The sequence below is a fragment of the Bacteroides sp. AF20-13LB genome, assembly GCF_003603065.1.
Lineage (GTDB): Bacteria > Bacteroidota > Bacteroidia > Bacteroidales > Bacteroidaceae > Bacteroides > Bacteroides uniformis.
In genome coordinates, this window is sequence record NZ_QTMH01000027.1 from 1 (window position 1) to 15,298 (window position 15,298).

Genomic DNA, 15,298 nt, shown 5'->3' on the forward strand with positions numbered 1-15,298 from the left:
AAACTATACAAGAAATATCTTGAACTGGCAAAACTTGCTGAAACCATTAACTAAGTATACAAACCATTAATCTATTTAAAACATGAGAATCAAATCATTAATTTTGGCGGCCTTATGCATGGTCACCGTGGGTGTTTACGCCCAAAGCAACTACCCGTTCAACGGTCTGGACATGAACATGGGTAACCTGTCAAGACTGTCCGATGCCAAGACACGTTCCATCAGCCCTGAGAACTTTACAGGCGAGAAGGGCAAGGGCGGCATGGCCGATCCGGTCAGGGACAAGGATCAGCGCAATGTGGCCAACGCCCACCATGCGGCCAAGGACCTGGGCAAGGGTTGGAAGGTAAACCCCTTCATCATCGTGAAACCGGGAGAGACAATCACGATTGCGGAAATCGAGGGTCCGGGAGCCATCCAGCAGATCTGGATGACACCGACCGGGAACTGGCGCTTCTCCATCCTGAGAATGTACTGGGACGACGAGAAGGAGCCTTCCGTCGAATGTCCGGTGGGTGACTTCTTCTGCAGCGCATACAATGAATATGCACAGCTCTCCTCACTGGCCGTCTGCGTGAATCCGGGCAGCGCCTTCAACTGCTACTGGAAGATGCCTTTCCGCAAGAAAGCCCGTATCACGCTGGAGAACATCAACACCGCCGAGGAGATGCGCCTGTACTACCAAATCAACTACACCTTGACAGAAGTTCCTGAGGACGAGGCCTACTTCCACGCGCAGTTCCGCCGCTCCAACCCGACCCAGGGGTCGCTGCACACGCTGATTGACGGTGTGAAGGGCAAGGGACAGTACGTGGGTACCTACCTGGCATGGCGTGTAAACGACAACTGCTGGTGGGGTGAAGGGGAAATCAAGTTCTACATGGACGGTGACAAGGAATACCCGACTATCTGCGGGACCGGGACTGAGGACTACTTCTGCGGCTCGTACAATTTCGAGAACCAGAAGACGCGCCAGTACCAGGAGTTCACCACCCCCTATGCCGGCATGCACCAGGTAATCCGTCCCGACGGGCTGTACCGTGCGGTGACCGCTTTCGGGCTGTACCGCTGGCATATCCTTGACCCGGTACGCTTCGACAAGGACCTGAAGGTCACGATACAGGATTTGGGATGGCGTCATGACGGACGCTACAACAACCAGAAGTCGGATATCTCGTCGACCACTTTCTGGTACCAGGCCGAGCCGCATGCCAAATTCCCGGCTTTGCCGAGCAAGGACGATTTGGAAATTCCAAGATGGTAAAATTGGGTATACCCGATATTTAAAATTACGTTGTTTTTTTATTAACTATTAAATCAAAGTATTATGAGGATTTCTTTTAAAAGGAATGGTTTCATAGCATTGGCATCAATGCTATCATTTGCAGTGTATGCAGGGGATAATTTGCCCCTTGCAACCGCTGCATCGGGGACAAATGGATCTATTCAAGTATCTGAGCATGGCGTAGATACTTCTAATGAGATTCAACAAGCGAGAGTAATACAAGGAACAGTTCTGGAAGAAGGGACTAATGAACCTCTTATTGGGGTAAATGTTGTCGTTAAAGGAACTACTATAGGTACAACTACTGATGTGGAGGGAAAATATTCGATAAGAATACCTTCTGATAATGCTGTGTTAGTCTTTTCTTATATTGGTCAAAAAACAGAAGAATATTCTGTTAAAGGCTTGAAATCTTTGGATGTTATTATGAAAAGTGATGCTACGATGTTGTCTGAAGTCGTTGTATACACTGGTTATATGACTCAGAAAAAAGCTGACTTAACCGGATCGGTTGCATTGGCGGATTCAAAAGACATCAAGAAGACTTCCGCTAACGTTATGAAAGCTATGCAGGGTAAGATGGCCGGTGTGAAAATTAGCAACAATGGCGGTAATCCTGCAGAAGATATAGGCATTCAAATTCGTGGTCTTTCTTCTTTGTCTGGAGCTGTTACTCCATTAATTGTATTGGATGGTATGCCAGCTGAAGGTCTGAATCTACGTGACATAAATTCAGGAGATATTGAATCTATTCAGGTATTGAAAGATGCTGCTTCTGCCTCAATTTATGGTGCACGTGCTTCTGGTGGTGTGATTTTAGTCCAAACTAAAAAAGGTAAAGCTGGTAAGACTACCATTGACTATAATGGTAGTGTTTCTGTAAGTTCTATAATAAATAGACCGGAAATGATGAACGCCACAGAATGGGGTACTGCTGCCTTCCGCGCTGCTGCTTATGATGAGTGGGCTTATGGTTCAGGCCTATTATTACCAAATGGCTTTGAGTATGAGTATCATAGAGGTGATAATGGAATGCTGGTATTGGATAATATGAAAATGAAAGAATATTTGGATAATAATCAATTGGTAAAAGCAACTGATACAAATTGGATGGATGAGATTTTCCGTACAGCAGTTTCTACAAATCATCAGTTGACTATTTCTAATGGTTCGGATAAAGCTAAAAGTTTGTTTTCATTAGGGTATACTAACAACCAAGGTACACAAATTCATTCTTTTTTCAAACAATATTCTGTACGTGCTAACACGGAATATAGTTTGATTAAAGATCGTTTGAAAGTAGGAGAAAATTTAGCTATTTCTTATTTGCAGTATAAAAGTCAATGGGAAACCTTTTTGGCTATGATTATGCCACCTATGGTTCCTGTTTATGATGTAAATGGTAACTGGGCAGGACCTGCAGGACTTGATGATTTTGATAATCCGGTACGTAAAATGACTATGGGTAAAGATAATATCAATAATTATGTGAAAATTATTGGTAATGTTTTTGCAGACCTGAATATTTGGAATGGTATATCTGCTAGAACTCAGTTTGGTATAAATTATGGTAACTCTTATAGTAGAACAGTAGATGGGGCTTATGTAGAGACTGGTTTTAGAGGCAATGATAAAAATTATGTAAGAAATAACCAGTCCCATCCGTTAAATTATGTATGGACTAATACTTTGTCCTATAATAAAAGTTTTGGAAAACACCATATTGATGCTGTATTTGGTAGTGAGTTTACCCGTTATGTACAAGAAGGTTTTTATGCAAGTAGAGAAGGACTTTATTTGGAAGATCGTGATTTTGCCGGTCTTAGTGTTGCTACCGGTGATGAAATTGATGTAAGTAGTTCTGCTGATGAATATACTTATTTCTCTCTTTTTGCTAAGGCCAATTATTCATATGCTGGTAAATATTTGTTGTCTGCAACTGTACGTCGTGATGGTTCTTCTTTGTTTGGTGTCAATAATCGTTATGGTGTATTTCCTGCATTTTCTGCTGGTTGGAGAATTAAGGATGAAGCTTTTATGGAAGATGCGGACTGGTTGTCTGATCTGAAAATTCGTTTCAGTTGGGGTACGAATGGTAGTGTACAAGGATTACCTCGTGGTTACACAACTACTCCATTTACTACTAATTATTTTGATACTGCATATCCTATTAAGGGACAAGCAACCGGCGCTTTGCAGTCTGGCTATAGAAGAACTTGGATTGGTAACCCTGATTTGAAATGGGAAACAACCAAACAAACAGACTTCGGCGTTGACTTTGGATTTTTCAATCAACGTTTGACTGGTTCTTTTGACTATTACTATAAGAAAACAAATGATATCTTGGTCCAGACTCCATATATCGCAGCAATGGGTGAAGGTGGTGAACCTTGGGTTAATGGTGCTAGTATGAATAACCAAGGTGTAGAATTTACAGTATCTTTCAAGAGTGACCCCTCCAGTGAATTCCAGTGGGCTGTTAGTGCCAATATTGGTACATACAAAACTGAATTGACTGACCTTCCTTCCAATGTAATCAATAAGTATGCTGGTGATGGTGTACACGATTTGATTTTAGGACGTTCTCCAAATTCTGCTTATGGTTTGGTAGCTGATGGTATTTTCAAAACTCAAGAGGAAGTTGATGCTCATGCAGACCAGCCAGGTAAAGCAGTTGGACGTATTCGCTACAAGGACTTAGATGGTGATGGTGTAATCAATGAAACATATGATAGAACTTGGATAGGTTGCTATGACCCGGATTTCTTTGGAGGTCTTAATTTTGATTTCGCTTATAAGGGTTTTGATTTGAACTTGTTTTTTGAGGGTATGTTCGGTAATGATGTAAATAGCGACTGGAAGAAAGAGAGTGATATTTGGCTTTTCACCAATCCTGCATGGAAAAATCATGCAACTCGTATGTTGGGCGGTTGGTCACCTGACAATCCGAATTCTGATATTCCGGCTATCTCGAATAATACTGCCAATCAAGAACAAAGATTCTCTTCTTGGTTCATAGAAGATGGTTCATACATTAAGTTGAGAAATATTGAATTGGGTTATACATTTCCGACTAAGCTTATCAAAAAAATGCATATGAGTAATCTGCGTTTGTATGCTGCTGCATATAATGTATTTACTTTGAAGAAGTTTTGGGGAGATGACAAATATACAAGTTTCGATCCAGAAAGACCTTCTTATCATTATCTGACACCATTTACTTTCAATTTCGGTATCAATGTTTCTTTTTAAACTTAATTAATAAATTATTATGAAAAGCAAATATATAACTTTATCAATTGCTCTATGCTCTATATTAGGAGTCAGCAGTTGTGATTCATATTTGGATATCAATCCTAAACAAGTTCTGGACCAAAATATACTTAACAAACCTAGCGATATAGAAGGTTTTGTCACAGCAGCCTATGCCCGTATGTGTGAGATGGGGTCATTGGATTCCTCTCCTTATATGTATTGGTGGAGTGGTTCTATGCGTTCGGATGACTGCTACAAAGGTGGTGGTGGTGTTGCTGATGCTGTAGGTTCTTTTGGTAACATATCGCTTTTTACTTATGTAAATCCTAATACCGGTGCATTGGATGGTACTTGGTATAATTCTTATCAAGTTATCCAAAGATGTAATACAGCAATTCAAAGAATGGCAAATTTTACGGAAGAAGAGTTGCCTAATAAGAATAGTTTTATGGGTGAGATGCTCTTTATTCGTTCATTTACGTTGTATCGTTTGAAAAAACTTTGGAAATATGTACCCTATATTGATGAGAATGTAGTAGGTATGTCAGATGCTTTTGAAGCAGTGCCTAACCGTGAATTGGATAAAGGGAATGATCTCTACTTATGGCAACGTATTCTTGATGATTTTAAGAAAGCTGAAGAATTATTGCCTTTGGATCAGATGGATAAAGGCCGTGTAAGCCGTAATGCTGCTACTGCTATGGTTGCTAGGACAATATTAAATATGGCTTACGAACAGGATGACCGTCATCAGGTGATAAATATCAATAAGGAATTACTTGCAGAAGCTTTGCCTTATATTGATAAAATTATTGATCAAGAAGGTGGTCGTGTAGGTTTGGAATCTGATTTTGGTAATAACTTTTTGGTAGAGTATGATAATGCTACTAAAGAATCCATTTGGGAATTACAATTTGCTCTTGATAATAATTTTCATACAGCAGGTCGATTTAATCGCGCTGAAGGTTTGAATCATCCATGGATGTGGCCCGAAACACAACCTGGTAATTTTGTATTTAAGTGTTGTGACTTTAACCATGCTAGCTATACGTTGACTAATGCGTTTAAGACAGATGAAAACGGTTTACCCCGTTTCGAGGATTATAATGAGGATGATTATGGTCAATATATTAAAAATTCAGATGGTTCTTATAATTTGGATATCGTTAATTCTGGCGCTAAGCCTTACTTTGATAAGTATACATGGGATCCCCGATTTAGCCATACTATCGTAGCTCCTGGACAGCCTTGGAAGTATGATCCTGATTTATTATTCCATTCAACTGCTACTCGTGATCCGATTACTTATAGTTTCTTGAAACCCATCAAAGATATGCCACATCCTGATTGTGGTTGTATTGCTTATGATGGATGGCAATTTAATTCTATGAATAAGAAGATGATTCGTTACGATGACGTGTTGCTGTGGAAAGCTGAGATTTTGATTCAATTGGATAGAGAAATGGAAGCCCTGCCATATATTAACCAGATTCGTACTCGTGCTGCCAATAGTTTGGTTCGTTTGACTCAAGCTGACGGTTCATATACAATGAATTATCATATTGCTACTTATCAGCCGGGTATTAACTGTAATTGGACTAAGGACTTTGCATGGAAAGCCTTAATGTGGGAAAATCGTCTTGAATTTGCTTGCGAAGGTCATCGTTTCTTTGATTTGCAGCGTTGGGGATTGTTGGAAAAGACAATGAACGAATATTTTGCTATTGAAAGAACTCGCTTCGATTGGTTCAATGATGCTCGTTTTACTGCCGGTCGTGATGAGTACTTTCCGATTTCCCAACCACAAATGAATTATTCAAAGGGTAACTATACGCAGAATCCGGGATATTAATGTTTAACTATTAAGAAGAAAATTATGAAAAAGATAGTAACCATTTTTACAATGTTGTTGGTAGTGTTATCACTGTCCAGCTGCTATGACAGAGATGTGCTTGATGACAAGGGCTTGAATTATTTCATGCCTACGCCTGAGAATGTGCAGTATATTCAAGATAATGCTACTACAGTGACATTGACTTGGAGTATTCCTTCAGTAATTCCAGAAGACTTCAGACGTCCTATTTCAGTACAGATTCAAATAGTGGAAAATAATATTTATAGAGATAGAATAACCTTGGTAAATGAGGAAACCTCTCATACTTTCACTATTGATCCTGCTAAGAAGTATCGCTATATCGTTAAATTGGTAGGTACTTTTACTGAGGAAAATCAAGAAACAGGGCGTACATCTACTGTTACTTCTGAGGGTGTAATAGTTAATGTCGAATAGTTTCGAGAAGGATTTTTGTAGTTAATGATAGAGAGTGGGCTTTTACTGGTATTTTTCTGAGTCAGCTCACTCTCTATTTTAATATTTGATATAAGGCGAATGGGTTATCTGGTTACGATAAATTGAAAAATGAATCAATAGACATGAAAAACATATTATTTATAGCATTCTCTTCGTTTATATTTTTATTTGTTTCTTGTACTTCTGAACAAGAAACTGAAACTTATATTCCTATTGATGAAATTATACCTTTGGATACTCATTTGATTCCAAATAAGGATACAAAAATTGTATCAACAACATTGAATTTTAAGGATATTGATGCCATAGATTATTTGCTGGTTAGAAAGAGTGTAGGTGACAGCTATTCAGCTAAGATAAGTCAAAGCGAACTTACGTCTGATTATATTTTCAATTATACCATCCAAAAAACAGATCCACAGAAATTTCGGCTAGTATTAGCTGCCTTTTACAAAGATGGTAATATGTCAAAAGAGCTCTCTTTGAATGTGGATAACCGTTGGGGTTTTTTTATTCGTAATGTTACTCGTATAGCTCGTGTTACAGGGAGTATAATAAATGGAGAAAACTTTCCAAGTCCTAATAATACTGCGACAAAATGGAATGTAGGAGGAACAGATCTTGGCATTATTTGGGAGATGCAGCCCGGAAAATATGGAATTTTCTTTGGTGATACTTTTGGGTATGACTTTAAGCCTAATCCAGCTAATCCTGGACCTAACGGAGGGAGTTGGCGTAGTAATGTGCTGGCTTTCTCGGAGGATAATGATTTAGAAGATGGATTGTCATTCAGCAATATGGCTACTGATGATAAAGGGTATGCCCGCGAGATAGTATATGGGGGAAAAGATTCGTCAGGTAATGGTGATTGGACTTCTATCCCAACAGCTGCTATTCGTGCTAATGGAATAGATTATGTACATTATTTTAATATGAGAAATTGGACGGGATGGATTACAAATTATTCGGGAATATATAAGTCGGTTGATAATGGTTTGACATGGGCTAAATGTAAAGATATAACCTTCTCATCTTATAGTTTTTTTGGCCAGGTAGGGTACTTTAAGAAAGATGGATATGTTTATATGATAGGTACTCAAACGGGGAGGGATAGCAATGCTAAATTAGCACGATTTCATGAAACAGATATTGAGAATAAGACAGCTTATGAATATTGGAATTCTTTTACTAATCAATGGATAAAAGGCAATGAAAATGAGGCAACTGTATTAATAGAAGATAAGGTTGGTGAACTTTCTTTTATATATAACGAGACACATAAGAAATGGATAATTGCTTATTTCAATGCAGATAGATATAATATAACTATGCGTACGGCAGAAGACATAACTGGCCCATGGAGTGAACCCTATGAGCTTGCTAATGGTAGAGAGTATGCCCAATTGTATGGTTCTTACATTCATCCGTTGTCGGTAACTGGTGATAATTTATATTTTACGATGTCAATGTGGATGCCTTATAATGTTTTTTTAATGAAGGCTGAATTGGCTGATATGGGAGAGTTTTAATTATATTGATAAATATAATATCATGAACACACGCACATTAATTATAACTTTTGTTTGGATGATAATGTCCAACATAGGCATCTTTGCTCAAGAGCATTGGGATGCACAAGAGAGAATTGAGTTGAATAAGGGTGTTTTTCCGAAGAATTTTAGTAAAGCTATTGATATTATACAGTATGATTTATTAGGAATTGAGAGAGGAAAAAGCCATGTGAAAGTGATAGATAACAACACTTTGTACATAAACCTTTCTTTTTCGCTTAAAAACTCTGTTCAACAAGGTGATTGGCGTATAGCGGTAAAGCCGGATTTTTTACCTTCATTCCATTGGGCGCCACATCTTACTCCTACTGATAGAAATGTCATCGATCAACATGTATTCCGTTCTCCTGCCCTTATCGTAGCAGACGATCATCAAACTCTTATTCTTATCCCCGATTTGGATATTATGCAGAAGGGGACTCCTGTACGATGGTATATGGATATGGACGCATCCTCTAATACACTTATTCTCGGAATGTGTAATAACCATGTATCCGAACACGTTCTGTTTGAGCGTGATCAAGAAACTACTTACCCAAAAGGAGATATTGAAATAGGCTTTTATTTGATGTATTCTGATAGCAAGGAAGTATTGCGGAATCCTTTTAAGAAGCCGTTAGAATTTATGTGGAGTCGATGGGGGCATGCTGCATATGAGAAAGGTAATCCGGTGAAGGAGAACCTAGAAACGTATGTGAAACATACTTATAATTGGGCTTTTAATTCATGGTCAGAAAATGTGTGGCAGCAATTTGAGTTAGATGGGAAAAAAGTGGGTGCTCCCGTATTTATTGTGAATGTTACTCAAAGTCCTAATTATCCGGGAGAGATTAATGAACGTGAATTTCGTTCTATCTGGAATCAGGCATGGTTCAGTTCATTGCGTTCTGCAAGTGGATTATATCGATATGCAAGAAGAACCGGTAATAGGGAGCTTCTTGCAAAAGCAAATTTGACAAAAGAACTGGCTCTGTCATTTCCGCAGAGGAATGGTTTTTTCTATGGACTTATCGGTACGGAAATGCATGAAGTAGAGATTGATGGTAAAAAGTATAATCGGAGCAAGGGGTGGAATACCTATTATTGGGGAAATTCCAACAGAAATCCTTATACCTGGAATCCGAAAGAATCTCCGTATCATATTCTTGATATGAGTTGGACAGCATTGTTGATGCTTCGGTGGTATGATGAATTAGAAAAAGATGCCCGTCTTTTGGCTTATGCAGAAGATTATGCGATGGCTTTACTTGGAATACAGTATGAAAATGGTTTTTTCCCTGGCTGGCTTGACTTAAAGACAATGCAGCCGATGAACCATTTGAATGCTTCTCCTGAAACATCTTTATCAGTTACTTTTTTACTTAAACTGTATGAGCTTACACATAAGGAAGAGTATAAACGGGCAGCATTTAAAGCCATGAATGCAGTTATCCATGAAATTATCCCGGTTGGGAAGTGGGAAGACTTTGAAACCTATTGGTCTTGTTCTCGTTACGGTTCGGATAACTTGGTAGGTAAAAAAGTTTTGCGGAACAATATGCATAAACAGAATAATTTTTCAATGTTCTGGACAGCTGAAGCCTTACTGGAGTGCTATCGTCTTACCTCAAATAAAGAATATCTTGATTATGGACAGCGTACACTTGATGAATTGCTGATGACCCAAGCATCGTGGCAGCCGCCATACATGTATGTAAATGTATTGGGTGGTTTTGGTGTGTTGAATGCCGATGGTGAATGGAATGATTCACGCGAAAGTCTTTTTTCCGAACTCATCATTCAATATGGAAAACTTTTTGATAAGCCAGAGTATATAGAACGGGGATATGCTGCACTTAAGGCATCTTTTGTAATGATGTATTGTACTGAAAATCCTCAAACCAAACAGCAATGGGAAAAAGTCCATCCGTTCTTTGCTTCAGAGGATTATGGATTCATGATGGAAAATTACGGGCATGGCGGCCGTACAAATCCGGTAGGTGAAGGTATGGGTGAGTTTACAATCTATGATTGGGGAAATGGAGCAGCGGCTGAAGCGTACAACCGCATCCTTGATAAATTTGGAAAAATAGAATAATGATTCGTTAACATTAATAATTCAACTATGGTAAGATCAACTTTAACTTTATTGGCCCTATTTAATGTGGCTATACTGTTTCCGGGTAAAGCAATGTCCCAGAACAGTGAAGGGCGGGAGTTTAACGGTAAGTATCAAAAGGAATATCTGGATAAGATTGCATTTCCTATAGGGGGAATCGGCGCCGGAATGTTCTGTTTGGAGGGAACCGGTGCCATTTCGCATGTGTCTCTCAGACACCATCCTGATGTGATGAATGAGCCGTATACCTTTGCTGCGATTTATGTAAAGGGGGTTGAGAACGGAGCAAAGGTATTGGAAGGGCAGGTTCCGACTTGGAAGTTATTTGGTCCTGCACAGAGTGGTTTAGGTAGGGGAGACAAGACGTACGGTCTTCCACGCTTTGAAGAGGCGGTATTCCAGGCACGTTTCCCTTTTGCAACTGTAGATTTGAAAGACAAGGATATGCCTTTGGCTGCAAAGATTACGGGTTGGAGTCCTTTCATTCCGACGGATGCGGACAATTCCAGTTTGCCGGTTGGAGTACTGGAATATCAATTTACAAATACTTCCGGTAAGGCTATCGAGACGGTATTTTCTTATAATACCAAAAATTTCATTGATGGTCAGGGTACTATTCAAGGAGTAAAGAACGGGTTTGTTTTAGAATCCGATCAGAACAACAGCGGACTGGCCATTTATGTGGACAATGATGCTGCTGTCGTAGACCATTGTTGGTTCCGTGGTGCCTGGTTCGATCCGCAGACTGTGGTTTGGGATAATATTCGCTATGGGCGGATCGCTGATAAGCAACCGGTTAAAGGTGCTGCTCCGGGAGCGTCTGTTTATGTTCCGTTAGCGTTGCAGCCGGGAGAGACGAAAACAGTCAGGGTAAACTTCTGCTGGTATCTGCCCGATTCAAACCTTTCTATCGGTGGTGCCAGAAAGGTAGGACAGGCATTTACGGGAATGCCCTGCAAGGGAACGGCTTCCGGTCAGCAACCTGTGAGCGGCTTTGTCGGCAAGCAGTTGCTGAACTCGTTCGATAGGGGTGGAGATGGACTGACGGGTATTATTCAGTCTCCTGAGTTCAATATTGGGAAAAGATATCTGAAGTTTCTGGTAGGTGGAGGCAGTCAGGCTGACCGTACTTCTGTAAATCTTGTAGTAGACGGAAAGATTGTAGAGACGGCGGTCGGAAATCAGACGGAGACTCTGAGTGAAACCGTATGGGATTTGAAACCTTATCAAGGAAAGAAGGCTTTTGTGAAAGTCATTGATTTGGATGTTTACCCGTGGGGACATATTCTGGCTGACCAGTTTGTGTTGACAGACAATAGGAATGAAGATATTTACAACTTGTCTTCTACATCCACCTTACTTGCCGATTTTGAAAGTAACAGTTGGGGAGACTGGCAGGTTGTGGATTCTTCTGAAGAAGAAAAACAATTCCTGGCAGATGAAGGAGATGTCGAAGCTACCTACAGACCTTGGTACTCGGAGCGCTTCAAGAGTTTGAATGAGGTTATCGGCTATTGGGATGCAAACCAGGCGATGCTGGAAAAGAACAGCCGGCTGTTCAGCGATGCATTCTATAGTTCCTCTTTGCCGGCAGAAGTACTGGAGGCTGTTGCTGCTAATTTAACTATATTGAAATCTCCTACGGTATTACGTCAATGGGATGGAAGATTTTGGGCTTGGGAAGGATGTCAGGATTCTTTTGGCTCTTGTCACGGAAGTTGTACGCATGTGTGGAACTATGCACAGGCTTTGCCCCATTTGTTCCCGTCTTTGGAAAGAACCTTGCGTGAAACGGAATTCAGGGTAAGCCAGAATACGGAAGGACACCAGAATTTTAGAGTCAACTTGCCTATTTCGGCACCGCCTCACAACTTCCATGCTGCTGCCGACGGACAGTTGGGCGGGATTATGAAAGTTTACCGTGAATGGCGTATCAGCGGGGATACACAGTGGATGAAAGACCTTTTCCCGGCAGTGAAAAAGAGTCTTGACTATTGCATCCGTACATGGGACCCCTTGCATAAGGGCTATCTTGAAGAGCCGCACCACAATACTTATGACATCGAGTTCTGGGGACCGGACGGCATGTGTACAAGTTTCTATTTGGGAGCTTTGACTGCGTTTATAGAGATGGGCAAGGAGCTGAAGCAGCCCGTTAAGGAATATACGGCCCTGCTGTCAAAAGGCAAGAAATACATGGAAACTGCACTCTTCGATGGAGAATATTTCATACAGAAAATTCAGTGGGAAGGGCTTCAGGCTCCCAATCCGGTTGATGTAATGTCTTTCGGGGGAAGTTATTCCGAAGAGGCCCTGAAATTGCTGAAGGAAGAAGGGCCAAAATACCAATACGGTACCGGTTGTCTGTCCGATGGAATTTTAGGGATGTGGATGGCTTCCGTATGCGGACTGGATGAAGTGCTGGACAATGAAAAGGTCAGGAGCCATCTGGTGGCCGTACACAAATACAATCTGAAACATGACTTGATAGACCATTTCAATCCTCAAAGACCGGTGTATGCTTGTGGTAAGGATGGCGGATTATTGCTTTGCACATGGCCGAAGGGTGGTATGCTGTCACTGCCTTTTGTATACAGCAATGAAGTCTGGACCGGTATCGAATATCAGGTTGCCAGTCATTTGATGATGAAAGGTGAGGTGGAAAAGGGCTTGGATATTGTCCGTGAATGCCGTGAGAGATATGATGGAAGAGTAAGAAACCCATTCAATGAGATAGAGTGCGGCCACTGGTATGCACGTGCCATGGCAAGCTATGGAATGTTGCAGGGGCTTACAGGAGTACGGTATGATGCTGTTGACAAAACCATGTACATCAATTCTAAGATTGGTGATTTCAAAAGTTTCATCAGTACTGATACCGGTTTTGGAACCATTGAATGGAAAGCAGGAAAGCCTGTGTTGAATGTGGTTTATGGCAACATTGATGTGAAACGCTATAATGTTTCGGGCAAGATTGTGGATTGAGGTCAATTAGGATAGGATGTACAATCAAAGACAGATTAAGATGACAGAGAAGAAGAAACTTTTTGTTTTGTGTGTTGCACTATTTTGCTTTATGGCTGTTTCTGCACAGCAGAGAATGTCTGTATCGTCTCCTGACGGAAAACTTAGATTTTCTCTGAAAGTGACGTCGGAGAGTGTTTCATATGACATCGACTATAGGAAGCAGCCTCTTATAACAAATTCTTTGCTTGGTTTCAGCTTTGATAGCGGAGAGTTCGGAAGGAATCTTAAAGCAGGAAAGGTGCAGCGTAAAAAGATTGATGAGACATACAAGCTCATTGTCGGCAAGACAAGTAGTGTACGTAGCCGTTGCAATGAAATGACCGTTCCCATGCAGGAACGGTCAGATTCCGGCCGTCTGATAAACCTGGTTGTAAGGGCATTCGATGACGGGATAGCATTCAGATATGAATTTCCGGAACAGAAAGCATGGGATTCATACGTGATGTATGATGAAAGGACACAGTTCAACTTGCAAGGAAACCCGATGGCGTTGCTCATGTACCTGCCCGGGTATGTGAATACACACGAAGGGGTATACAGCCATGTAAGATATGACAAGGTGGCAAGGAAAAGGCTGATAGAGATGCCCGCCACATTCGAGTTCGACAACGGGGTGGCAGTGGCCATAACCGAAGCGGCCATAAGGGACTATGCGGGAATGTACCTGGTGAAGGAGAAGGGTGGACTGGTGGGAAAGCTCTCGCCAAAACTCGGGCAGGAGAAGATAAAGGTCGAGACAGACAGTTTCCCGCACCGCACACCGTGGCGCGTAATCTCCGTTGCAGACCGGGTGGGAGGATTGCTGGAGACGAATATACTAACAAGCCTGAACGAGCCCTGCAGGATTGAAGACACTTCATGGATTAAGCCTTGCAGGACCACGTTCACATGGTGGAACGGGAATGTCGTGCCGGACAGCACCTTCTCTCCGGGGAACAACTTCGATACAAACAAGTACTACATCGATTTTGCAGCACGCAATGGCTTGGATGCACATGGAATCTACGGATATGCGGAGACTCCTTGGTACTATGATGACAACTTCAATTTCGGATGGGCGGGACCCAATGCGGACGTTACAAAACCGATACCGTGCCTGAACATGCCGAGAATTGTGGAATATGCAAGGAGCAAGGGGGTTGGCATACATCTGTGGGTACACTGGAGACCGTTGTACGACAAACTCGAAGAAGCCTTTGCGCTCTATGAGGGATGGGGAGTAAAAGGACTCATGGTGGACTTCATGGACCGTAATGACCAAGAGATGATACGCATCCAAGAAGAGATACTGGAATGTGCGGCAAGACACAGGCTCTTCATACAGTTCCATGGGTCGAGCAAGCCTTCCGGACTGGTAAGGACGTATCCGAATGAATTCACACGGGAGGGGACACTCAACTATGAAGTATGCAAATGGGACACGCTGGTGAATGCGGACCATGACATTGCGATACCCTTCACCAGGATGCTGGCGGGAGCGACGGACTATCACCTGGGAGGGTTCAGGGCACTGCCGCGCTCGGAGTTCAAGATACAGTATGTAAATCCTCATGTAATGAGCACACGCTGCCATATGTTGGCCATGTATGTGGTTTTGGAAAACCATCTCACCTCGTTGTGCGATACGCCAAAGGCTTATGAAGGTCAACCGGGGTTCGAGGTGCTCCGTACCGTGCCGGGAACGTGGGATGAGATAAGAGTTCCGCTGGCAAGGATGAATGAGCATGTCACGGTGGCCCGCAGGAGCGGTT

Annotated in this window: 8 protein-coding genes; all 8 read left to right on the plus strand. The window is 41.6% G+C overall.

What is annotated here, in order from left to right; genetic code table 11:
• The first annotated feature begins 82 nt into the window (after positions 1 to 82).
• The gene (locus tag DWX62_RS21160; RefSeq protein ID WP_057259240.1) at positions 83 to 1,264 is read left to right on the plus strand and encodes a glycoside hydrolase family 172 protein; all 1,182 of its coding nucleotides are present in this window, start codon (positions 83 to 85) and stop codon (positions 1,262 to 1,264) included.
• Positions 1,265 to 1,327: 63 nt separating this feature from the next.
• Positions 1,328 to 4,537 (plus strand): TonB-dependent receptor, encoded by a 3,210-nt coding sequence (locus tag DWX62_RS21165; RefSeq protein WP_009037504.1) that lies wholly within the window; start codon positions 1,328 to 1,330, stop codon positions 4,535 to 4,537.
• 19 nt (positions 4,538 to 4,556) lie between these two features.
• Positions 4,557 to 6,392, plus strand: coding sequence for a RagB/SusD family nutrient uptake outer membrane protein (locus DWX62_RS21170; protein ID WP_034529209.1), 1,836 nt, complete (start codon positions 4,557 to 4,559; stop codon positions 6,390 to 6,392).
• 24 nt (positions 6,393 to 6,416) lie between these two features.
• Complete coding sequence (locus DWX62_RS21175; protein ID WP_009037502.1) at positions 6,417 to 6,830, plus strand: DUF4945 domain-containing protein; 414 nt, start codon at positions 6,417 to 6,419, stop codon at positions 6,828 to 6,830.
• Between the two features lie 143 nt (positions 6,831 to 6,973).
• Positions 6,974 to 8,380 carry a DUF4185 domain-containing protein gene (locus tag DWX62_RS21180; RefSeq protein WP_057259238.1) on the plus strand — a complete coding sequence of 469 codons (1,407 nt, stop codon included), beginning with the start codon at positions 6,974 to 6,976 and terminating at the stop codon, positions 8,378 to 8,380.
• A gap of 22 nt (positions 8,381 to 8,402) precedes the next feature.
• Positions 8,403 to 10,499, plus strand: a complete 2,097-nt coding sequence (locus DWX62_RS21185; RefSeq protein WP_057259237.1) for a hypothetical protein — start codon at positions 8,403 to 8,405, stop codon at positions 10,497 to 10,499.
• Positions 10,500 to 10,592: 93 nt separating this feature from the next.
• Positions 10,593 to 13,505: a GH116 family glycosyl hydrolase gene (locus tag DWX62_RS21190; RefSeq protein ID WP_057259242.1), complete on the plus strand. Its 2,913-nt coding sequence runs from the start codon at positions 10,593 to 10,595 to the stop codon at positions 13,503 to 13,505.
• 40 nt (positions 13,506 to 13,545) lie between these two features.
• Positions 13,546 to 15,298: glycoside hydrolase family 97 catalytic domain-containing protein (locus tag DWX62_RS21195; RefSeq protein WP_057259241.1), on the plus strand; the 1,753-nt coding region annotated here is incomplete at its 3' end.